The sequence below is a fragment of the Dyadobacter luticola genome, from assembly GCF_005860805.1.
GTDB lineage: Bacteria > Bacteroidota > Bacteroidia > Cytophagales > Spirosomataceae > Dyadobacter > Dyadobacter luticola.
In genome coordinates this window covers 605,355-629,128 of sequence record NZ_VCEJ01000002.1, presented here as the reverse complement: position 1 = coordinate 629,128, position 23,774 = coordinate 605,355, and the positions used below count along the sequence as shown (strand labels likewise).

Below are 23,774 nucleotides of genomic sequence, written 5' to 3'. Positions count from 1 at the left end.
TTATGTCTAAAAAATTACTTCTGAGATCGGGGCTGAGTCTCTGCATGTCGCTGGCGGCGCTCGCCGGAATGGCGCAGAACATGGCCTTCGTGCAAACTGCCCGCCCGCAGCCTGCGCCGAGAAATGTGCCCGAAGCGCAAAAATTACGCGATGTCCTGCTGGAACTCGGTCGGAAATACCAGGTCAACATTGTATTTGAAGAAGCTACTGTTCAAGGCATTACCATCCCTGCCGCGCCCGAATCGAACACCGGCAAACTGGAAAAGCGGCTCGAAGGCTTGCTCAATCCCAACCAGCTGGAATTTAAAAAATCTGGTCGCGATACGTATCTGATCGTTAAAAAACCGGTGAGAAAAACGGCTTACGAAGAAGAAAAGCCCGCTACGCCCGGCAGCGAAGAGGCCATGCTGCCCGCGCCGACAATTCCGGCAGAAGTACGTTTTTCGCCTCAGCGCCAGGTAGTTGAAATTCCTGTCAAAGGCCGCGTCCTGGATTCAAAAGGCGACGGGCTGCCTGGTGTGAGCATTGTGGTACGGGGTACCAATCGCGGGGTGATCAGTGATAATGCGGGTAATTATACCGTTTCGGTCGATCACGCGAATGCAGTTTTGATATTCAGCTTCGTCGGTTTTACCAGCCAGGAAATTCCCGTCGGCAACCGTTCGACGATCGATATAACATTGGCTGAGAATGTGAATGCGCTGGAAGAATTTGTGGTGGTAGGTTACGGCGAACAGTCCCGGAAAGACCTTGTCGGCGCTGTCGGCGTGGTTTCACGCAAAAGTTTTGGCGACGTGGGCGTGAGCAATACTTCGCAGTTATTGCAGGGAAAAGTCGCTGGCGTGCAGGTGATCAACAACAGTGGCGTACCAGGTTCCGGCGCGCAGATTGTGGTTCGAGGCACCGGCTCCTTCACCAACTCGGCACCGCTTTATGTAATCGACGGAATTCAGAGCGACGCGACGATGTTCAACTCGCTCAGTCCTTATGACATTGAATCGATCAGTGTTTTGAAAGACGCTTCTTCGGTGGCTATTTATGGCGCCCAGGGCGCAAATGGTGTCGTGGTAGTCACTACAAGATTACCCAAAACAGGCAAACCAAAAATCACTTATAATGGATATGTGGGCTTTTCGAGGCCATGGAAACAGTTTGATATGCTCAATGCGCAGCAGTATACCGATCTGGTAAAAGAATGGTACACCAACTACGGTCAGCCGCTGCCACCGAGACTGGCGACGCCGGAAGCCAACATTACGCAGACGGATTGGCAGAAGGAAATGTTCCGCACCGGCAAGATCAGCGAGCACCACATCAACATTGGCGGCGGTACCGAGCATGTTACTTACAGTTTTTCAACGGGTTATACCAAACAGCAAAGCCAGGTGGTGGATATGAGCTTCACCCGCGCCAACTTTCGTTTTAACCTGGAAGAATTTGTAGGAAAACGCATCAAGCTCGGGCAGCAGCTCAACATTCGCTACCAGGTTACGGATGGGAATGTGGCCAACATTCTGAATGGCCTGCGGATGCCACCTTACATTTCGGTACTTGACCCGACTAACCCGCTCGGCGGCTACGGCATTGCGACCAGCGCAAAAGATGGGAACGACTCGCAGAACCCGCTCATCGTGCCCAGTTTATATGATACTAAAAACCGCAACCTGAACAACTACCTGCAACTGTACGGCGAGCTGGAAATTCTGGACGGTTTGAAATTCCGGACGCAGTTTGGCGGCACTTACAATTTTAACCAGAACTATTCCTATAACCCGACCTACGCCGGGAACCAGCTCGTGACGCAAAGCCAGATTTCCGAAGGTTACGGCTTCAACCTGAGCTACATTCTTGAAAATTATTTTACCTATAACAAACAATTCAAAAACCACGGAATTACCATAACGGCCGGAAATTCGTACCGAGACGGCTACTTGTCGCGCTCGGTCAATCTGGTCGGCAGCAATTTTGCCAATGAGGAAATTCACCAAATCGGTGTAGCGAAAACCGTGAATTTCAGTTCGGGATTGGCTAATTCCAATGCCAGGTTCATCTCTTATTTTGCCAGGGTCAATTATAATTTCAAAGAAAAATACATCCTGACATTGACTGGCCGCCGCGATGCTACTTCGCTTTTCAGCAAGGATAACCGGGTGGGTTATTTTCCCTCGGCAGGTCTAGGCTGGCGGGTTTCGGATGAGGAATTCATGAAATCGGTGGATTTTATTTCGGACTTGAAACTGCGCGCGAGCTGGGGTAAGACGGGTAACTCCAACATTAATGGTTTCTCCTATCAATCAACGGTTTGGACCGGAAGTGGCAACAGTGTGGTATACCCGCTCGGCCCCGGCGAAACCTTGAATAATGGTGCAACAGTAGCGGTCCCTTCTACGCCAAATTTGAAATGGGAGGAAACATCCACATTGGATTTCGGCCTCGACGCGTCGTTTTTCAAGAAAAAACTGACATTGAGCGCAGGTTACTACAACCGGCTGAACAAGGATTTGCTTGTGCAGGTACCGCTGCCTTTGTCGACGGGTTACGGCGGCGTGGCGGGCGCTTCGAGCAGTCAGCTCATCAATGCTGCCTCTGCATTCAACCGCGGATTTGAATTGACTGTGGGTTATAATGGAAATACCGATAAAGGACTGACTTACAGCATTAACCTGAATGGTTCTTTTAATAAAAACCAGGTAAGGTCGCTGGGTACGCAAAATGCGGTGCCTATCATTGATGGCGCATTCTATTCGGTGCCAGCAATGTCGCGTACGGAGGTGGGTCAGCCGATCGGCGCTTTTTACGGTTATGTGTATGACCACGTGGCAATCGACAATGCGGATGTGGAGAAATACAATGCTTTGGCAAGATCTGCTTCGGGCAATGCGGATGCGGTTTACCAGGCAGGCTTGCTCCCCGGCGACCGGATTTTCAAGGACGTTAATGGTGACGGCCAGGTAACCGATGCCGACCAGACTTTTCTCGGCAGCCCGATCCCGAAATTTACCTACGGCGTTGATATCAACCTGAATTACAAGAATTTCGACCTGATGGCTACCTTGCAGGGACTGGCTGGCGTGGACATTATCAATGGTACCAAATATTATCTTGAAGGTATCGCGCTGCCTTTTAACACCAAAACCACCGTGCTAGACCGCTGGCAAAATCCGGGTGACGTTACCGACATTGCCCGCGCCGGGCAAAACTACGGTACGGCTGCCAACCTGCGCAACTCTTCCTGGTATGTCGAAAACGGTGCTTATGCCCGGATCAGAAACCTGACGCTCGGCTACACGGTGCCTGGGACGAAGATCAAACCCTTCACGGGCAGTATTCTTTCGAGCCTGCGAGTGTACGTTACCGCGCAAAACCTGATGACATTCACCAAATATTCGGGTTACGATCCTGAGGTGACGGGCAGCGGTAACTTCATTTTCGGCAGGGGCATCGATACCGGCCAGGTACCGCAGCCGCGGACAATTATGTTCGGTCTGCAGGCAGGATTTTGAGTTTTTGAAAAAAATGGAATGTTGTAAAAAATCAAAACAACAATGAAAAATTTAAAAATACTGGCACTCTCCATCCTTTTTCTGTCGGGCTGCAGCGACAAGCTCCTCGACGTGAAAAACGAGAATACTTATACCGACGAAACGTATTTCAAAACCCAGACACAGTTCAACGAATCCATTTTGGCGACTTATGCGGTGTTTAGCCACATGGGGATGATGTCGCGGGAGTGGTATTTCATCTTTGACCTGCTTGCCAATGAAGCCGAGCGTTCCAGTGCGCTGGTGGGTACCGAGTTGCAGCTGACAGATTACAGTTTTACCAATAATAATGAGGATATCGTAGGTCTTTGGGCGTCACTTTACCGCATGATTTTCCGGGCAAACCTGGCATTAAAAGTGATGGAAACCTGGCAACCCGGGGATGATTCGGAGGTTGCTTTGAAGGCGCAGTACATTGCCGAGGCACATTGGCTGCGGGGTTTTGCGTATTTTAATTTGGTGACGAACTGGGGCCGTGTGCCGCTGAAAATGACTTACGACGATTCCAAAACCAACTCGGCGCCGCGTGCTTCTGTGGAAGAGGTTTGGAAAGTGGTTGAAAGCGAATTTTCCCTCGCGATCCCCGACCTGCCCGTCGCCTACCCTGCCGACCAGCTCGGCCGCGCGACGAAAGGTGCAGCGGTGGGATTTTTGGGGAAAACCTATCTTTTCCAGAAAAAATACGACCAGGCAGCCGAGCAGCTTGTGAAGCTTACCGCCGCGCCTTACACGTATGCGCTGGACCCGAAATATGATCATTTGTTTGGCGAGGACAACATCAACACGCCCGAGGTGATTTTTGCAGTAAACCATACTTACACTACGTCGAACACACAGTACTATATGTTTGGCGGCCAGGAAGGTGAGGATGGAAAAACATTCCACACCGGCCGGGCGCAGGAATATGGTTTCAATGACTGGGAAAACGTGACAATTTCGAATGCATTGGTAGCGGCCCACAAATACAATGATCCTGCGACAGGCGCAGCAGGGTACATTGATCCGAGAGCGAAATACACTTTCTATGGAGCGACCAGCAACGGCGGCGACACCCAATATTGTGATTTCTGCGCCGCCGGCCCGATCAAATATCCCTACGATTTTTACAGCAACCGCTACCGAAAATACGAGCCATATGAATTTCAAAAGTACACCGAAGCACCGATGAGCGGCATCAACACACACGTGATGCGCTACGCCGACGTACTCCTGATGCTCGCCGAAGCGAATATTGAAAAAGCTTCACCTAACATCCCCACGGCTATCGGCTACATCAACCAGGTGCGTAACCGCCCGGACGTAATGGCCAAAAACTACCCGACAACATTAACCCAAACAGCCGCCCGCGAAGCCGTACGCCGCGAGCGCCGCATTGAGCTTGCCGGCGAACAAGTCCGCTGGTTCGACCTCAACCGCTGGGGTATAGCAAAAGAAACATTGAATGCAGAACACCCCGCCGGACCAGGCCAGCAGCCGTTTTTGGATAAGCATGTGCTCCTGCCCATCCCGATTGCGGAAAGGAATTCCAATCCGGCGATTGCGGCGGATGTGGCCGGGGATTGGAATTGAGAAAAAGGGTTGAAGTTTAGTCTTTTTGTCAGCCTGAGCTTACCAACCCTTGTCACCCTGAGCGGAGTCGAAGCACGCTACTGGCTAGGCACAACGCCCTTTTTGCAATGTTCCCAGCCAGTAACGTGCTTCGACTCCGCTCAGCATGACACGAAAGCGCATTACATATATTATTTAAATTATCATAGCAAAGTTGAGCAAAACAACAGTCCAAGTGAGCCGCATAACGCTAATACATTTAACCACCTTAATGTTGCTTTTAACTTCCAGGCAAGACCTCCTTGCCCAGAAGTCAAAAACAACTTTCCCAATCCAAAAAGAGGGAAAATTCGAAATAAGCCTTGGGGACCAGGTGATGCGCATTGACCCTTCAAAAGGGGGCAGAATCTCGAATTTGATTTTAAGTGGAGAGGATTTTTTGACTGACAGCACCATTAACAATTTCAACTGGGGATCGACTTTTTGGTTTAGTCCGCAAAGTGACTGGAATTGGCCGCCTTCGGCTGAGATTGACAATAAGCCTTACACTGCTTCTATGGTAGGTGATGTTGTTAAAATGATCAGTCAGAAAGATTCTAAGACGGGATTGGTTGTTACCAAGGAAATTTCGGCGGATGCGAAAAGCGGGTCTTTTGTTTTGAAATTTATTATTACCAATCACTCCCGTAAACCTCAGAAAGTCGCGCCCTGGGAGGTTACCCGGGTGAAAACGAATGGCCTTGCGTTTTTTCCGGTAGGAAAAGATTCCGCGCGGGGCGGCTTAATGTCGTCTACCGAGATTCAAGACGGGATTTTTTATTATTCATATCAAAAAGACAAGTTGCCTCTGAAAGGCGACCGGCAGATTTATGCCGACGGCTCCGAAGGATGGCTGGCGCAGGTAAACGGTGATGTAATTCTGGTCAAAAAATTTCCGGATATATCCCTCGAACAAACTGCCCCGAAAGAAGGCGAAGTCGAGCTTTTTGCCAGCGAAGTAAGCGACACCAATCCCGGATATGTGGAAATTGAGCATCAGGGGCCTTATTCAGAACTTGCGCCGAATGCTTCTTCTGTGTGGGTCACGCGCTGGTTTTTGCGAAAATTACCTGCAAATATACCGGTCCAAGCCGGCGGAAAACCGCTGGTCGACTATGTTAGAACATTAGTAAAATGAAGCCTTTGCTGCCTTTTATCACCGGCATGAAAAAATTCAACTTCCGCATTTTCAATTCGCTTTCCGGCCTCCTGATCGCCAGTTTTTCTTTCGTTTTTTTTGTGGCTTATCAGTCTGCAAAAGACGATGACCGTACGTGGAGCGTCTACAAAGCCGACCCGTACAGCACCAGCTACTCCCCGCTCGACCAGATCAATACGGGCAATGTTACCCAGCTGAAACCAGTCTGGACATTTGCATTGAAGGATATGAAAGATGGCGGCCGCCCGGGCAGCAGCGAATGTAACCCGATCATTGTCGACGGCGTGATGTACGCCACTTCCGCCAAACATTGGGTATATGCGGTGAATGCTACGACCGGAGAGAAAATATGGGAATTTGATCCGTTTTTCGGTGCGGAAGGCGGCGGCGTGAGTCGTGGGGTGACTTATTGGGAAGAAGGGGAAAAGGCGAATGCTAAAAATAAGCGGATCCTGGTGACGGGTGGGGATAACCTTTTTGCGCTCGACATTAAAACCGGAAAACCGATCCCAACTTTCGGAAAAGACGGAAAAGTGAGCATGAATGTGGGGTTAAGGGACGACCCGGCGGCGATTTCGGTGATCCCAACTTCTCCGGGGATTGTTTATAAAGATCTGCTGATCATGGGCGCGGAGGTGTCAGAGCTTTACGGCGCGCAGCCGGGTTATATCCGGGCTTACAACTGTAAGACAGGCAAGCTGGTCTGGACATTTCACACGATCCCTCTCCCAGGCGAGGCGGGCTACGAAACCTGGCCGAAAGAGGCGTATAAATATGCGGGCGGCGCGAATGATTGGGGTGGTATGAGCGTGGATTTGAAACGCGGAATGGTTTTCCTGGCGACGGGCTCTCCGACTTACGACTATTATGGTACTGACCGGAAAGGACAGAATTTGTATGGAAACAGCGTGGTAGCCCTGGATGCGGCGACGGGCAAACATATCTGGCATTTTCAGACTGTGCATCATGATCTGTGGGATTACGACCTCCCCTGTCCGCCTAATCTGGTGACGGTTGAAAAAGACCATAAGAAGGTGGATGCAGTGGCACAGGTGAGCAAGCACGGTTTCATTTTTGTCTTTAACCGGGAAACGGGCGAGCCGCTTTTTCCGATCGAGGAGCGGGCAGTACCAAAGTCGACCATCCCTGGCGAAGAATCCTGGCCTACGCAGCCTTTTCCATCGAAGCCTAAGCCTTTTGCCAGACAAATTATGACCGAGACAGACCTCACACATTATACCGATGCAGGGCATGATACGATCGTGAAGAAGTTTCGCTCGATGCGGTATGAGGGACTTTTCACACCGCCGGACTTGAAGGGAACATTGATGTTGCCTGGTTCACGCGGCGGCGCTGAGTGGGGCGGCGCGGCGATTGATCCGACTTCCAGTGTTTTGTTTGTTAAATCAAATGATTCTCCTGAGATCGAATCAATGAAAAAGGTGGATCCGGAAGAGGAATCAAAGAATATGTCGGTTTTTCAGCAAGGAAAATCGCTCTACATGACTTATTGCGTGGCTTGTCACGGGAAAGATAAAAATGGCGATGAGCCTACATACCCTTCGCTGGTTGGCTTGCGCAACCGGATGACGCGTGAGGCGGCTTTGGATAAAATCAAAAAAGGCGGCGGAAAAATGCCTGCATTTGCCAGCGTTGTAAAAGGAAAAGAAAAGGCGATCATCGCGTTTTTATATGAGCGTGAACAGCAGAGCAGCGATGCGGTAACGAAATTTGAAACAGGTAAAACGAAAAAAGGCGCAGACAAATACCTGAACCTGACGGCCTACGGCCACTTCCGCGACCCCGATGGAAACCCGGCATTGCGCCCGCCGTGGGGATCATTAAGCGCCGTAAATCTATCGACCGGCGAATACGAGTGGCAGATCCCGCTGGGTAATGATGAAAAACGTCAACTTAAAGACGGCCCTGAAACAGGTCAGGAAGGTTCTGCCGGCCCGATCGTCACAGCCGGCGGCCTTGTTTTCATCAGCGGGACCAATGATAAACAACTCCGGGCCTTTGACAAAAAAACGGGTAAGCTGCTTTGGAAAACAGCATTGCCGGGCGTCGCCAATGCTACGGCTTGCACCTATATGAGTGGCGGCAAGCAGTTCGTGGCACTTTCGGTCGGCGGGACGAAGGAGAATCCTTCCGGGTTTATCATGGCATTTGGGCTGCCGTGACAGTTTGCTTTGAAGGCCGGCTTTTTTTAGGTTTGCCGGATATAGCAAACCTTCTCACACACTTAAATGGCTACAACATTACTAGTTAAATACAAGGAAAATTTCGAGTCTGCGCAAATACTGATCGACCACGCAAAATGGAATAGCAGCGTTCATTGCTCTTATTATGGATGTTTGCAGTATATTAAAGAGCTGCTTTACAAGCTGAAATCAAAGAGGGTTATTGACCAAAGTTTGAAGAACAATTCTGCGAGTACGCATTTACTTTTGATCAATTCCCTGATGTCAGAGCTAGTCGGCAAACTTTACAGGGATAACATTGCGCTTTCCGTTGATATAAACACTGCCCTATCGGATTTGAAACAAATAAGAGAAGTTGCCGATTATACTCCGGACCTCATTGATGAAGTAACAAGCAGGCGGGCGCAAGAATCTGCTTTCGAAATTGTTAACTGTCTGGAAAATATTTATAAATTGAGTATATGAATCCGATCACACATTTACTATCCAGTTTAACAGGACTTTCGGCAAAATTCAGCCAGGCGACTATTAAATTAGGCTACGGCGAAACCAGTGATGTTTTTTTGGCAAATATTTATCCAACCGAGCTACTCAAATCTGATCGTGAATTCAGAGCTGACGCAGGAGCATTGTTTGCAGAATTTATCCGTGAATTTGAAGGCAAAAATCTGGTCTTTATTACAGACGATAATTTCACAAAACTGGAAGAACCACTTTTCGAGTGGCGAGCAGGTATCATGACCTCTTCTACTGCTGATCAGCCCCCACAGGTTCTGATCGGAACACATTAAAGTTGCAAATTCCACTTACGATATGTTTATTACTCATTCCAGCCGCTACCCGGCTGGAATAATTTTTTCCAGTCAACCTGCTCAATCAAACGAACAAAACAATGGACGAGCAAAAATTTAAGGCTGGGGATTGGGTGAAGGAAAAGAATGGAACCACAGGAATGAGCGTGGTGGAATATTCGGTCGGTGGGTCAGGAGATGGCGGCCGGGTGAAGGTGAAGTATAAAAATGAAGAAAACGAGGAAGTAGAAGGAGAATTCGCGGAAGATGAGCTGGTTCCGCTCTGAGAACCGGCAAATGGCATAGGATTTATAGCGAGTGAGGTATACTAAAATCAAGCGAATTCTATGAAAATGCAGGGCAAAAGCGTAATCATTTATGATGTTTACGCGCCTACCAATGTGACAACCATGCTCCGCCCACGTCGCCAGGACGGCCAATCTGTGATCCAGGAAGGTTTTGAGGTGAGCCCGTCGGTGCCTTTTTCGGAATATACCGACGTTTATGGAAACCCGTGCCAGCGCTTTGTGCTGCCCGTGGGACAGGTGACGATCTCAACGCAAGTGCAGGCGCAGGTGAACATTACCAAACCGATCCCGACGCCTCCGCCCTCCTATATGCTTGTCGGCGATTTGCCCGACGAAGTAATGATGTACATTCTGCCAAGCCGCTACTGTGAGTCTGATTTGCCGGAAATTGGCAAGTTGGCGATGGAAATAGCCGGAAACTTCGTTCCTGGCTACGATCAGGTGGAAGAAATCCGGAAGTGGATCCATAACAATGTGAAATATCAATATGGCGTTACGGATTCGACGACTACGGCGCTGAACCTGGCCCGCAACCGAATCGGCGTATGCCGCGACTTTACCCACTTGGCGCTCGCGCTTTGCCGGAGCCTCAGCATCCCTGCGCGGATGACGGTCGGGTATCTTGACAAGTTGCAGGAAATGGATTTGCATGCGTGGTTTGAGGTATATATCGGCGGCGAGTGGTACGCGTTTGACGCCGTACAGGAACATACCGAAGGTTACCGCATCGAAATTGCCCACGGCCGTGATGCCGCAGATGTGGCGATGGTGACCCAGTTCGGGAATGCCACATTGAAATCATTGCATGTTGAGGTACAGCTTCTTGAACCGGAACCAGCGCAATAGTTAAAGGTTTTGAATAAAAATGTCTGCCGGAAACGACAGACATTTTTTGTTTTAACAGAAACCAAAAAGAAAATCAGCTACTCCGCTTGTCTTTCAGTAACATGGCGAGCGCGTCATCCAGTGAGCCGGCGCGGTTTACTTCTCCGGAGTTGACAAAGAAAATTTCATCTGCATTCTCGATGGTATTGAGCCGATGTGCGATGATCACCTGCGTGGTTGTTTCAGGTAATTGTTTCAAAATATCGCCCAATAATTTTTCCGTGACGGTATCAATGTTGGCAGTAGCTTCGTCGAGGATCAACACTTCCGGGCTGCGCAAAACGGCGCGCATGAAGGCGATGAGCTGTTTTTGTCCCAGGCTAATGCTGTCTCCCGAGGCAGTTACCTTTGTTTCCAGACCGTCTTCAAAAAGGGATAGTATCTCACCAAGATTGGTGCTTTGGATGAGTTGTTCCAATTTTTCGGACGAGTAATCTTTCAAATGCTCGTTTCCATACAGAATGTTTTCGCGGATGGTGCCGCTAAACAAGAAGGGTTCCTGCAAAATGAAGCCGATCTTGCGGCTGCGTTCTTCCGCGCTATACTCCCGAATGTCCTTTCCGTCGAGTAGAACTGTGCCTTCTTTTGGATCATACAAACGGGCAATGAGCGACGCAGTGGTGGTTTTTCCGCCGCCCGTCGGGCCGATGAGCGCGTAGGTTTTACCGCGCTCCATTTTGAAATTAATGTTATGCAGGATTTCGCGGCTATCGTAGCTGAAATGCACATTCCGGAATTCGAGCAACGATCCGGCGGCCGCATTTTTGGTGGCGGGGAGCTCGACGAGATTGGTTTCCATCGTCAGAATGTGCGAGATACGGTCCCAGCCGGCCATCGCTACCTGGAAGTTGGCCCACAGTGCCGCAAGTTGCCGCAGCGGATTGTAAAAGTTGGTCGCATAGGCCAGGTAACTCACCAGCAAGCCGACACTGAATTCGCCCGTACTGATCAGGTAAATGCCGTAACTGAGCACCACAAGCTGGGCAATGTTGGCAAAAAGCGTGTAGACCGGCATAAATAGGTTATTCGCCAACCCGGCACGCAGCGCGGTTTTGTAGTTATCCAGGTTCACTGCCTGGAAACGCTCCCTGAAATAATCCCGACGGTTAAATGCGATCACAACTTTGAAATTGTTCAAGCTTTCCTGGATTTCTGCACTTAAACCGCCCGTACTCTTCAAGTTAGCCGCATTGGTACGCTTCACCCACGGCGAGAGCACCATCGTGAAAAACAACATAAATACCGCAGGTACCAATGTTGCGGCGCCCAGTTTCAAGTTGATCGACAACAGAAAAATCCCGGCACCGAGGATGGTAAAAATGCTGCCGATAAACTGCATGAGGGACTGCGAAAAAAACTGATTGATTTTGTCCGTGTCATTATTTACCCTCGAAATCAGGTCACCGGCTTTGTTATTATTAAAAAACGCCATCGGCAGCTCCTGTAATTTGCTGAAAATGGCATTACGCAAGGTAAAAAGCAGCCGCTGCCCTACCCCGCCCATCAGCTTGGTCTGGCTGTAAGCGGTGACAAGCCCAAGCAGGTACATCGCCAACAGAATGCTACCGAAAACCAGCAAGCCATGGAATTGTTTGGTAACCACATACTTATCGATGGCATGACCTATCAAAAACGGCCCAAACAGGTTAACGCACGTATTGAGAATGATCGCGACCATCGCCAACATGAGATTCCCCCGCTCATGCGCGATCAGTTTCAGCAGCCTGCCCAACGCCTTGTAAGTAGAGGTTTTTTCCTGCTGCTCCGAAAGCTGGTTAAGATCGTAATTCATAATTGCTGGTGCTTTGTTGTGAATTAAAAATCTGTACGTATTCCGGGCTGGTTTCCATCAGTTCATGATGCGTGCCGCTGCCGATCACTTCGCCTTCCATGAGCACAATAATCTGGTCATAATGCTCGATAGCGGAAATTTTCTGGGTGACGGAAATCAATGTAATGCCTGGATAATTGCGCTCAACATTGGCCAAAATGCTTTTCTCGGTATTGCTGTCGACACGGGCTGTAAAATCGTCGAGCAGGAGAATTTTCGGATTGATAGCGAGTGCCCGAGCCAGCATGATCCGCTGTTTTTGTCCGCCTGAAAGACTTGAACCGCGCTCAGAAACGATGGTATCCAATTTGTCTGGAAGATTCTCTATGAAAGCATTCAGCTCAGCGGTTTCAATGGCTTTTTGCAACAATTCGTCGGTGACTTTTGAACTGAATGCAATGTTCTCCCGGATGCTCATATTGAAGACAATGCTGTCCTGAAATACAAATCCAACCTGACTGTGAAAAGACTCGCTATCGTAAAAATCGATGGGTTTTGAATCGAATTCCAGGGTACCTTCCTGTGGCGTTGTGAGGCCGGTTAACAAATATAAAAGCTGCGTTTTCCCAGCGGCAGTGGGGCCAATTATCGCTGTTTTTGCACCTGCTTTGATCGACATGCTTACATCTTTCAGCGCCGGTTTTTCACCATATCTCACCCACACATTTTGAAGGTCGATATTACCTTTTAATTCTGTTTTTTGACCGGGATTAATTACTGGATCGGGGACATTTAAAACGGCGGAAATGCGCTGAAATGAGGCGGTGGACTGCGCGATTACATTGCTCATAAAACCGATGATGAGAATCGGGAAAATGAGCAGGGATAAGTAACTGTTGAATGCTGCAAAACTACCGAGCGTCATCGTACCCTCGATCACAAAATGCCCGCCGAGTACCAGAATCGTCAGCATGGACAAGTTGGCGACGAAGGTGACGATCGGGATCAGACCGGCAAAAAGGCTGAGGATAGCGAGCCCAAAACTTTTTGCTTTTGTATTGGCTTCCAGGAACTTGGCATATTCAAGCTGCTGGGAATTGACGACCCGGATGAGCGCGGCGCCGAGAATACTTTCGTTAATAATCTTGTTCAGCCAGTCGATCACCTCCCGGCTCTGCACGAAAAGCGCCCGCACTTTTCGCAGTGTTAAAAAGAATGCACCGCCGATGATGGGGATGATCGCAATGACAGCCAACCCCAGTTTCCAGTTGATACTCAACAAAAGAATACTGGCCCCGACAATGATAAAAACAGAAGATACCATTGACACAAATGCCTGGGAGACAAACAGTTTTACAGAATCTGAATCCGCGGTAAGATAGGTCAGCAGCCTGGAAGGATTTGATTTTTCAACAAAAGCATGACTTTGCCGGGAAATTTTGTCCGACAACCGCATCCGCAGATCACGGGCTACTTTTTCTGAGGCGTAAACCTGGATAATGCTTTGGATGTAACCAAAAACGAAGACCAGCACGACCGCAATTGAGAATTTGATGAGGATGGCATGCAGGTCGAAACGCTGGTGGGTATAGGCATCGATACCATCGGCAATGATTTTTGGGAGCCAAAGATTGATCCCGTTACTAAGCAGCGCGCAGAGCAGGAGCAAGACGATCAATCCCCTATACGGCGTCAGCAGGCTGAATATTCCCGGTTGTGCGGCGTCCGGGCCTTTTGCTTTTTCAGACATGTGGTGGATATTTAATCAGTCCGCAAATATAGCAAAGTGGGCGGCGCAGGGTCATTAAAGTTCAATTAATACAAGACCTCGACACTTAACAAAATAGATATATTAAATCTTCGAATTTTACCAGACCACAAAATCTTTCAAAAACGGTTTCCGGCGGCAGGCCAAGGTCTTTGTTACCATGGGTAGACCTGTTTTTTCCGGAATTGTCTTTTTTTAAGATTTTTGGTTCGAATCGCGACATTTTAATCCCTTTTTAACTTGCTTTTAACACCTTATTAAGAGAAATGTGCGGTTTTTGTAACCAATTACATAAAGCTCACTTCTATGAAAAATTATAAAACAGGGATTTTAACAGCCTCGCCGAAATGGCTCGGAGGCACTTACCCACAACCTCATAGCCCTGCTTTGAAATGATGAAGGCGCTGGGAAAATATGTGGTGTTCCTGTTTATCCTCCTGCTGGTGGGACGCGGTACCGCTTCGGCGTATTCGCACCGGAGTGCAGCGCGTCAGAGGTTGCAGAGACGCCTGGAAAAGTCAGGGGAAGCCACATTAAACGATGCTTTTCACCGCCAGGCCGTCATCCGCGCCGAGCTAAATACCGACACCAAATCTCACGACGGAACTTATCCCGAAGAGAAAGAGGAAGAGCTTTATAAATCTGCGTTTGCAAAAACGTATACCCAGCCTTGTAACGATCTTTATTCATTTTTTAACCAGATACCTGTCCACCTTTTTGACCAAGTCAAGGAGGTTTTGCCATTTTTTACGCACTGGTTCTATTCCTCTTCCAGCAGGTATCTGAGGCTTCGGGTTTTACGGATTTGATCCCAACCCTTTTTTAAGCGGAAACCCCGCAAATGTCCGGCGATGAGGCCGGGCGACACAACAGGAAAATGTCAGAAAACTATAATTTTTAAATATCTAAAAATGATCATGAAGAGAATTCTCATGTTGATGAGCTTGTGCGCTTTGTTTCTGCAAACAGGCTGTGAATCAAAAAAAGAAGAGAAGGAAGAAGAGGTTGACTACCTCACTACAAGCCCCTTACAGAAAGATACATTGGTCACCAAGGAATATGTTAGCCAGATCCGCGCGATCAGCCACATTGAATTGAGGGCGCTGGAAAGAGGATATCTGCAAAAAATATATGTGGACGAAGGTCAGACCGTGAAAAAGGGACAGATGATGTTCCAGATCATGCCGATGGTTTACCAGGCCGAAGCACAGAAAGCAGAAGCGGAAGCAAATTTTGCCGAGATCGAATTCAAAAACACCAAGTCGCTGGCCGACAGCAATGTGGTTTCGAAGAACGAGCTGGCGCTGGCAAAAGCGAAACTCGACAAAGCGAAAGCAGAGCTGGGACTGGCGAAAGTGCACCTTGGGTTTACCGATATCCGCGCACCTTTTGACGGTATCATGGACCATTTTCAGGTGCGGCTGGGAAGTTTGCTCGACGAGGGCGATTTGCTGACAACCCTTTCGGACAACAGCAAAATGTGGGTTTACTACAATGTTCCCGAGGCGGAATACCTGGATTACAAAACGAAGATCAGTAAAGACGGAGGCCTGAAAGTGAACCTTCTGATGGCCAACAATAAGATTTTTGAATATCCTGGGGTAGTTGAAACGATCGAGGCGGACTTCAATAATGAGACGGGTAACATTGCTTTCAGGGCTACATTCCCAAACCCGAACAGGTTGCTGAGACATGGAGAAACAGGTAACATCCTAGTAAAGCTTCCCTACAAAAATGCGCTGATCATCCCTCAGAAAGCCACTTTCGAGGTACTTGAAAAGAAATATGTTTTTGTACTGGATAAAAACAATGTGATCCATTCAAGAGAGATCAAGATCGCCGCCGAGCTGCCGCATATTTTCGTCGTCAGCTCTGGTCTGACCAAGGATGATAAGATCCTGCTGGAAGGTTTGCGTCAGGTGAAGGAGAACGAGAAAATACACACCAAGTTCGTGAAGCCTGATTCTGTGATCTCGAATTTAAGTCTGTACGCCGAATAGTCAGGTATCTTAAAAAGCACAAAAAGACATGTTCAATCAATTCATAAGAAGACCTGTTTTTGCGATTGTGATCTCGATCATGATCGTCTTCATAGGCATTCTGGCGATTGAGAAATTACCCATTTCCCAATTCCCGGACATTGCCCCGACGACCGTAAACATTTTTATTGCCTACCCTGGTGCGAGTGCGGACGTACTCGTAAAATCCACGCTGATCACCCTTGAACAGGCGATCAACGGGGTGCAGGACATGCGTTACATTGCAACTGATGCAACCAGTGCGGGGGAGGCGACGCTAAGGATCATCTTCGAGCCCGGGACCGACCCCAACGTGGCCGTAATCCGGGTAAAAACAAGGGTGGACCAGGTAATGCCACTTTTGCCGGAACTGGTACAACGTGAGGGGGTTATCATCACGCCGGTACAGCCTAGTATGTTGATGTACGTCAACCTGTACTCGAAAGCGGAGACGATTGACGAAAAATTCCTGTTCAACTACGCGACCGTAAAAATGATCCCCGAGCTGCAACGCACAAAGGGTATCGCGCGGGCGCAGATCCTGGGTAGCCGCCGGTATGCGATGCGTCTCTGGCTGAACCCGGAACGTATGCGTGCCTACAACATTTCTACTGAGGAAGTGATGAAGGCGGTGGGCGAACAAAGTATTGTAGGTCGCCCGGGCCGGATCGGACAAAGCTCCGGTATCGCAGCACAATCACTGGAATATGTATTGACCTATAAAGGCCGGTACGATAAGCCGGAAGAATACGAAGGGATCATTATCCGGGCTAACGCAAACGGGGAAAGTATCCATTTAAGGGATATTGCAAAAGTGGAGCTGGGTAGCGAGTTTTTTGATATTTATTCTAACCTTGACGGCCACGCTTCTGCGGCGATCGTACTACGCCAAAACTATGGTAGTAATGCGAGCGACGTGATTGAAGAAGTAAAAGAGAAGCTCGCCGTGATGAAGAAAACCTTCCCTCCGGGCGTGGATTACAAGATCAGCTATGACGTATCGAAATTCCTTGACGCGTCTATCGAGCAGGTAATCGACACATTGCGGGATGCATTTATCCTGGTAGCACTTGTGGTATTCGTCTTCCTGGGCGACTGGCGTTCCACATTGATCCCGATCCTTGCGGTACCGGTTTCGCTGATCGGGGCATTCTTTGTCATACAGGGTTTCGGGCTTTCGATCAACCTGATCACGCTCTTTGCATTGGTACTTGCGATCGGTATTGTGGTCGATGATGCGATTGTCGTCGTCGAGGCCGTCCACGCGAAGTTTGAGGAAGAGCCTGGGATTTCGCCTTTTAATGCGGTGAAAAAAGTATTGGCAGAGATCAGCGGCGCGATCATCGCGATCACCGCGGTCATGGTTTCGGTATTCCTTCCGATCTCCTTCATGTCTGGTCCGGTCGGTACATTCTACCGCCAGTTCTCGATCACGATGGCGAGCTCCATCGTAATCTCGGCACTTATCGCCTTGACATTGACGCCGGTACTTTGCGCCATGCTGCTGCAAAACCACCACGGACATCCTAAAAAGAAAAACATCCTGACAAAATCGCTGGACGGTTTCAACCGGGTTTTTGACCGGGTAACCGGAAAATATGTAGGCTTGCTGAAAAGGATCGTAAGCCGCCGGGTGGTAACCTGGGGCGTGTTGCTGGCATTCTGCGCAGGTATTGTTTATGTGAACAAAGTGCTTCCAGCAGGTTTTATTCCAAACGAGGATCAAAGTACGATCTACGCGATCATCCAGACACCTCCGGGATCGACTTTGGAAAAAACCAATGAAGTTTCAAGACGTCTTCAAAAGATTTGCGAGGAAGTGGAAGGAATCGAATCGGTATCTTCTCTGGCAGGTTACGAGATCATGACAGAAGGTCGCGGTTCTAACGCAGGTACCTGTTTGATCAACTTAAAACCATGGCACGACCGTAAGCTGAATGTGAAGGAGATCATGGAAGAGCTTGAAGGTAAAACCAGAGGACTTGGAGCCGTGGTTGAATTTTTTGAACCACCAGCGATCCCAGGTTTCGGTACTTCCGGTGGTTTCTCTATGCGTTTGCTGGATAAAACGACTGATACCGATTACGCGGAATTTGACAAGATCAACAAGAAATTCATGGAAGATCTGGCCAAACGTCCCGAGCTGACCGGTTTGTTTACCTTCTTCGCTGCCAACTATCCGCAGTACGAATTGCAGATTGACAATCAGCTGGCGATGCAAAAAGGCGTATCGATCGGAAAAGCGATGGATAACCTGAACATTATGATCGGTAGTACTTACGAACAGGGTTTTACAAGATTCAACCAGTTCTTTAAAGTGTATGTGCAGTCCGACCCTAGTTTCCGTCGTCTTCCATCTGACCTTTTGAAGCTTTTTGTAAAAAATGATGCAGGTGAAATGGTGCCTTATTCTTCTTTTATGAAATTGAAAAAAGGACAGGGACCGAATGAGATCACGCGTTTCAACCTGTATAACTCCGCTGCGATCCAGGGACTTCCTGCCAAAGGATATACCACAGCGGATGCCATCGCGGCGATCCGTGAAGTGGCTGCGAATACATTGCCGACAGGTTATGACATTGCATTCGAAGGTCTTTCATACGATGAATCGATCCGCGGAAATGAATCGCTGGTAGTATTTATGATCGTTTTGGCATTCGTTTACTTCGTACTCGCCGCACAATATGAAAGCTTCATCATTCCTTTCGCGGTAGTGTTGTCGCTGCCGGTTGGGGTGTTTGGTTCATTCCTATTGCTGAAATTGATGGGCCTGGAAAACAACATTTATGCACAGATCGGTCTGATCATGCTCGTCGGGTTGTTGGGTAAGAATGCGGTGTTGATCGTCGAGTTTGCCGTCCAGAAACGGCACCAGGGTGAAACGATCCTGAATGCGGCTATCGAGGGAGCAAGAGTACGTTTCCGTCCGATTTTGATGACTTCCTTCGCCTTCATCGCCGGTTTGATCCCGCTGATCAGCGCGACAGGTGCAGGTGCGATCGGTAACCGTACCATCGGTGCTTCGGCGCTCGGCGGTATGTTGTTCGGTACCATTTTCGGGGTTATCATCATTCCAGGATTGTACGTCATCTTCGGCTCTCTGGCCGACGGCAGAAAAATGATCAAAGATGAAGATGACGGCTCGTTGTCTGAGCAATTTGTTCACGCGGTCGACGCTTTCCCTCAAACACAAGAAACTCAAAACGATGCGCAATAAAAGAATATTAAAGTGGGTCGGGGTGGCATTTGTCGCCCTGACATACTACGGATGCCATGCACCAAACTCGGTACAAAGAACGCCCAACCCGGCACTGACAAGCAGCTATAATGCGACGCAGGGCACGGATTCGACTAACACGGGTAAGATAAAATGGCGGGATTATTTTACAGATCCCTACCTCAGCGCCCTGATCGACACGGCTTTTAGCAATAACCAGGAGTTGAACATTACTTTGCAGGAAATCGCGATCTCTAAAAACGAGATCCGTGCCAGACAAGGGGAATACATGCCTTTTGTCGGTCTGCGCGGCGGTGCCGGAGTGGAAAAAGCAGGTCGCTACACGCAGGTAGGTTCGAGCGAAGCTACAACCGAGATCAAGCCGGGAAGAGAAACGCCCGAGCCGCTTCCGGACTTTGGGATCAACCTTTTTGCACGCTGGGAAATAGATATCTGGCACAAACTGCGGAATGCGAAAAAAGCGGCCATGTACCGGTATCTAAGCTCGATCGAGGGCCGGAATTTCACGATGACCAACATTGTAGCCGAGATCGCCAACTCTTACTATGAGCTGCGCGCCCTGGACACACAGCTGAACATCGTGAGCCAGAACATTGAGATCCAGAACAATGCATTGAAAATTGTGAAGATGCAGAAAGAGGCGACCCGTGTTACTGAACTTGCCGTGCGCAGGTTTGAAGCGCAGGTACTTAACACCACAAACCGCCAGTATGCCATCAGGCAGCGGATTGTGGAGGTTGAAAACCGGATCAACTTTCTGTTGGGACGCTACCCGCAGCCTGTTTTGAGAGATACCACCAGCTTCGAGAGCCTTGTACCGAATGTCATGCAGGCTGGTATCCCGGCGCAATTGCTGCAAAACCGCCCGGATGTGCGTCAGGTAGAGCAGGATCTGATAGCCGCAAAGCTGGACATTCAGGTCGCAAGAGCGAATTTTTATCCTTCTTTGGGAATCTCAGCGGCGATTGGTTTACAAGCATTTAACCCGATTTATTTAGGTAATGTACCAAAATCGCTAATGGGTGCGCTGGTAGGTGACCTTGCAGGACCGCTGATTAACAAAAATGCGATCCAGGCAACATATTACAGTGCCAATGCAAGACAAATCCAGGCAGTTTACAACTATGAGCGTACTGTTTTGAATGCTTATATCGAGGTGGTAAACCAGCTTTCGAACATTAATAATCTGGGTTTGGCTTACGATACCAAATTCCGGGAGGTGCAAGCTTTGAACGAGTCGACCAACATTGCAAACCGACTTTTCACCTCAGCCCGCGCCGATTACATGGAAGTATTATTAACCCAGCGCGAAGCCCTGGAATCAAAATTCGACCTGATCGAAACCAAAATGCAGCAAATGAATGCCACGGTCAATATTTACCGTGCACTCGGCGGCGGCTGGAATTAAGGTTTTTAGTTGATTTTAAAAATAGGAAAGCCAGATCTGTTGATCTGGCTTTTTTTTGGTTTGACAATTTACGCATCAATTAACTGCACTTCGAACTGCCCGGGTTTCATAAGACCTTGCCGCGTAAGGTTGGTTTTTTATCAATTTCAAGCCATTCAGTTCGGGTATGACAATTAAATTCCCATTTGGAACAATACCCCGCTCAATCCAGTTAGAAAGCCGCGAGGGCTTAATCTGATACTTCTTACAGTAGTCGGAAAGGGTCATCCACTCACGCAGCTTGTATTCCTTATCCATGATAATCAGCTTGCTGCCTGTCAGTTCCATCAATTTAGATTCTACATCATCAAGCAGCTGGCTAACTTCTTCAAACACTGTATTAGTCTTATTTATAGATTTCATTTCAATACATATTTATAAGTAACCATTGCCCTCACATTTTCAATACATTTTTCAATGTTTCCCGCAGGTATTTAATCCTTTCTATTGCATGTTGATATTCTTCTGCTGTCACATTATTAGGTGTGTTAATAAGCAGACTTTCTGCCTCATCGATCATTTGCTGCAATTCTTCTACTAATTTTTCCCTTCTAGATTTGCTCATTTATCCTAGCGTGTGATAGTTTTTTCCAAATATAAATTTTGTGAATTGATTTCACAAATACTTAAAAAGTTGTTGCATTTTCGTTGATTTGCTTTTCCAGCCAATTCTTCCACTTTACCTAAATCCAACATGCCTCAGGAATACATTGAAATTCGCGGTGCGCGGGAGAATAATCTCAAAAATGTGTCTTTAAGCATTCCGAAACGGAAGATTACGATCTTTACCGGCGTGTCGGGGTCCGGAAAATCTTCCATTGTTTTTGATACCATCGCAACTGAGGCGCAGCGGCAGCTGAATGAAAATTTCAGCATGTTTATCCGGAACTTCCTACCGAAATATGCCCAACCTCACGCCGACGCGATCGAAAACCTGAGCATGGCGATCGTCGTGGACCAAAGGAGGCTTGGCGGGAATTCGCATTCAACATTAGGTACGATCACCGACATTTCTCCGGTGCTGCGGCTGCTTTTTTCGCGGATCGGAAAGCCCCACATCGGTGGTTCCAATGCGTTTTCTTTCAATGACCCGCAGGGAATGTGCCCGGAATGTAACGGGCTAGGCAAGAAAATGGGTGTTGTATCCGATACTTTCCTGGATATGAGCAAGTCGCTGAATGAAGGCGCCGTGCAAGTGCCGACGTTTGCAACCTGGGAAAAAGCCAGCTACGCCAGTTCAGGATTTTTTGATAATGATAAAAAACTGTCGGATTTCACGCCTGAGGAAATGAACTTGCTGCTGCATGGGAAGGATTTGAAATTCAAGCTGCAAGTGGGTGGCGGGACGATGAATGCGAGTTATCTCGGCGTGATCGAGAAATTCGAAAGGGCATATATAAAACGGGATCTCAAAACATTATCCGAGCGCACGCAGAAGCAGGTCGCGCCCTACATTGCACTCCGCCCCTGTCCACTTTGCAAAGGCGCAAGGCTGAGCCAGGCGGCACTGGGCTGCAAGATTGAAGGCCTGAACATTGCCGAAATGTCGGCGATGGAAGTTTCGGAATTACTGGATCTGATTAAAAAGATAGAGAGCCCTTTGGCCGCTTCCATGGTCACAACTTTGACTGAGCGGATCGGACATTTGGTCAACATTGGTCTGGAATATTTAAGCCTCGACCGCGAAACCAGCACATTATCCGGCGGCGAATCACAGCGGGTGAAAATGGTGAAACATCTCAGCAGCAGCCTGATTGATGTGATGTACATTTTCGACGAGCCGAGCGTGGGCCTGCATCCCAGAGATGTACACCGCCTGAATGAGCTGCTGGGAAAACTGCGGGACAAAGGCAACACCGTCATCGTCGTCGAGCACGATCCGGATGTGATCAAAGTCGCGGACCACATTGTCGACGTCGGCCCGCATGCCGGTACAAAAGGCGGTCACATTGTGTTTGAAGGCAGTTTTACTGATCTCTCGAAAGCAGATACATTAACCGGCCGACATATCAAACAATCCTTGCCGATCAAGGGAAAATTCCGGAAACCTTCGGGCCAACTTTCTGTCGTGAATGCGAATGTCAACAATCTGCACCATGTAAATGTTGACATTCCAAAAGGTGTACTCACCGTGGTGACGGGCGTTGCCGGCTCGGGAAAAAGCTCTTTAATTCACCAGGTATTTTTGGCACAGCATCCCAAGGCAGTAGTGATCGATCAGTCGGCCGTGGGCACCTCTACCCGCTCTAATCCAGCCACTTACACCGGTGTGATGGACGATTTTCGGAAAGCATTTGCCAAAGCAAACGGCGTGAGTGCTTCTTTGTTCAGTTTCAATTCCGAAGGTGCGTGCCAAACTTGCCAGGGCACGGGTGTTATTTATACCGATCTGGCTTTTCTGGATGGCATCAAAACGCCCTGTGAAGTTTGCGAGGGAAAGCGTTTCAAGGAACAGGTACTTGCCTATCATTTGGATGGAAAATCGATTTCCGATGTACTGGAAATGACTGTTTTACAATCACTTGAATTTTTTACCCAAAAAGAAATCCTGCAAAAGTTACAGGCGATGAGTGACGTCGGCCTGGACTATCTTACGTTGGGTCAGCCGCTGAGCACATTATCCGGCGGCGAATGTCAGCGCATCAAACTCGCCAGCGAGCTGCACAAAAAAAGCGGCGTTTACGTCCTCGATGAACCCACCACCGGCCTCCACATGTCGGACATTACCCACCTGCTTTCCATCATGAACCGCCTCGTCGACGCCGGCAACACCATGGTCGTCATCGAACACAACCTGGATGTCATCAAAAATGCAGACTGGATCATTGATATGGGCCCGGACGGCGGCACCAAAGGCGGAAAAGTCGTTTTTGAAGGCACGCCGGTGGAATTATTGCGCGCGGAAGGATCGATTACGAGTGTCTATCTGAGGAATTCGGTTTAATAACCTTGATACCGTTATCTCGGTCTGTCACAAGGCCTGACGGCAGCCGGTGGGTTTCATTTATATAGTAGTAAAAATAAAAAACGCTGCTACCATTTAAACGGTAACAGCG

17 protein-coding genes are annotated in these 23,774 nt (G+C 48.6%); 13 read left to right on the top strand and 4 right to left on the bottom strand.

Features of this window, described 5'->3' with window-relative positions:
- Window positions 1-2: 2 nt before the first annotated feature.
- From FEN17_RS02600 to FEN17_RS02565, 8 genes are all read left to right on the top strand, one after another.
- A complete protein-coding gene (locus tag FEN17_RS02600; protein WP_138363740.1) occupies window positions 3-3,503 on the top strand; it encodes a SusC/RagA family TonB-linked outer membrane protein in 3,501 nt (1,166 codons plus the stop codon).
- Between the two features lie 42 nt (window positions 3,504-3,545).
- Complete coding sequence (locus tag FEN17_RS02595) at window positions 3,546-5,111, top strand: RagB/SusD family nutrient uptake outer membrane protein (RefSeq protein ID WP_138363739.1); 1,566 nt, start codon at window positions 3,546-3,548, stop codon at window positions 5,109-5,111.
- Between the two features lie 214 nt (window positions 5,112-5,325).
- A complete protein-coding gene (locus tag FEN17_RS02590) occupies window positions 5,326-6,267 on the top strand; it encodes a DUF4380 domain-containing protein (RefSeq protein ID WP_138363738.1) in 942 nt (313 codons plus the stop codon).
- A complete protein-coding gene (locus tag FEN17_RS02585) occupies window positions 6,264-8,471 on the top strand; it encodes an outer membrane protein assembly factor BamB family protein (RefSeq protein ID WP_310589745.1) in 2,208 nt (735 codons plus the stop codon). The genes FEN17_RS02590 and FEN17_RS02585 overlap by 4 nt, the downstream gene beginning before the upstream one ends.
- A gap of 66 nt (window positions 8,472-8,537) precedes the next feature.
- Entirely contained in the window at window positions 8,538-8,957 is a 420-nt protein-coding gene (locus FEN17_RS02580) for a HEPN domain-containing protein (RefSeq protein ID WP_138363737.1), read from the top strand.
- Window positions 8,954-9,283 (top strand): hypothetical protein, encoded by a 330-nt coding sequence (locus FEN17_RS02575; RefSeq protein ID WP_138363736.1) that lies wholly within the window; start codon window positions 8,954-8,956, stop codon window positions 9,281-9,283. The genes FEN17_RS02580 and FEN17_RS02575 overlap by 4 nt, the downstream gene beginning before the upstream one ends.
- A gap of 101 nt (window positions 9,284-9,384) precedes the next feature.
- A complete protein-coding gene (locus tag FEN17_RS02570; RefSeq protein WP_138363735.1) occupies window positions 9,385-9,570 on the top strand; it encodes a hypothetical protein in 186 nt (61 codons plus the stop codon).
- A gap of 66 nt (window positions 9,571-9,636) precedes the next feature.
- Window positions 9,637-10,437: a transglutaminase domain-containing protein gene (locus FEN17_RS02565; protein ID WP_229208662.1), complete on the top strand. Its 801-nt coding sequence runs from the start codon at window positions 9,637-9,639 to the stop codon at window positions 10,435-10,437.
- Window positions 10,438-10,510: 73 nt separating this feature from the next.
- On the opposite strand, the gene FEN17_RS02560 is transcribed toward FEN17_RS02565, so the two are convergent.
- On the bottom strand, window positions 10,511-12,268 hold the full coding sequence (locus FEN17_RS02560) for an ABC transporter ATP-binding protein (protein WP_138363733.1): 1,758 nt from the start codon (window positions 12,266-12,268) through the stop codon (window positions 10,511-10,513).
- A complete protein-coding gene (locus FEN17_RS02555; RefSeq protein WP_138363732.1) occupies window positions 12,252-13,997 on the bottom strand; it encodes an ABC transporter ATP-binding protein in 1,746 nt (581 codons plus the stop codon). Before FEN17_RS02555 ends, FEN17_RS02560 begins: the two co-directional genes overlap by 17 nt.
- Before the next feature lie 410 nt (window positions 13,998-14,407).
- On the opposite strand from FEN17_RS02555, the gene FEN17_RS02550 reads away from it, so the two are divergent.
- From FEN17_RS02550 to FEN17_RS02535, 4 genes are all read left to right on the top strand, one after another.
- Window positions 14,408-14,824, top strand: a complete 417-nt coding sequence (locus FEN17_RS02550) for a hypothetical protein (protein WP_138363731.1) — start codon at window positions 14,408-14,410, stop codon at window positions 14,822-14,824.
- Window positions 14,825-14,932: 108 nt separating this feature from the next.
- Complete coding sequence (locus FEN17_RS02545) at window positions 14,933-16,015, top strand: efflux RND transporter periplasmic adaptor subunit (protein WP_138363730.1); 1,083 nt, start codon at window positions 14,933-14,935, stop codon at window positions 16,013-16,015.
- 28 nt (window positions 16,016-16,043) lie between these two features.
- Window positions 16,044-19,250 carry an efflux RND transporter permease subunit gene (locus FEN17_RS02540; RefSeq protein WP_138363729.1) on the top strand — a complete coding sequence of 1,069 codons (3,207 nt, stop codon included), beginning with the start codon at window positions 16,044-16,046 and terminating at the stop codon, window positions 19,248-19,250.
- Complete coding sequence (locus FEN17_RS02535) at window positions 19,240-20,679, top strand: TolC family protein (RefSeq protein WP_138363728.1); 1,440 nt, start codon at window positions 19,240-19,242, stop codon at window positions 20,677-20,679. Before FEN17_RS02540 ends, FEN17_RS02535 begins: the two co-directional genes overlap by 11 nt.
- A gap of 75 nt (window positions 20,680-20,754) precedes the next feature.
- Here FEN17_RS02535 and FEN17_RS02530 read toward each other — a convergent pair whose 3' ends face one another.
- Both FEN17_RS02530 and FEN17_RS27195 read right to left on the bottom strand, forming a co-directional pair.
- Window positions 20,755-21,054 carry a hypothetical protein gene (locus tag FEN17_RS02530; RefSeq protein ID WP_205748093.1) on the bottom strand — a complete coding sequence of 100 codons (300 nt, stop codon included), beginning with the start codon at window positions 21,052-21,054 and terminating at the stop codon, window positions 20,755-20,757.
- A 58-nt stretch (window positions 21,055-21,112) separates the two neighbouring features.
- Complete coding sequence (locus FEN17_RS27195) at window positions 21,113-21,283, bottom strand: hypothetical protein (RefSeq protein WP_171037820.1); 171 nt, start codon at window positions 21,281-21,283, stop codon at window positions 21,113-21,115.
- Between the two features lie 129 nt (window positions 21,284-21,412).
- Here FEN17_RS27195 and FEN17_RS02525 point away from each other — a divergent pair, with 129 nt between their 5' ends.
- Window positions 21,413-23,662, top strand: coding sequence for an ATP-binding cassette domain-containing protein (locus FEN17_RS02525; RefSeq protein WP_138363726.1), 2,250 nt, complete (start codon window positions 21,413-21,415; stop codon window positions 23,660-23,662).
- Window positions 23,663-23,774 lie beyond the last annotated feature (112 nt).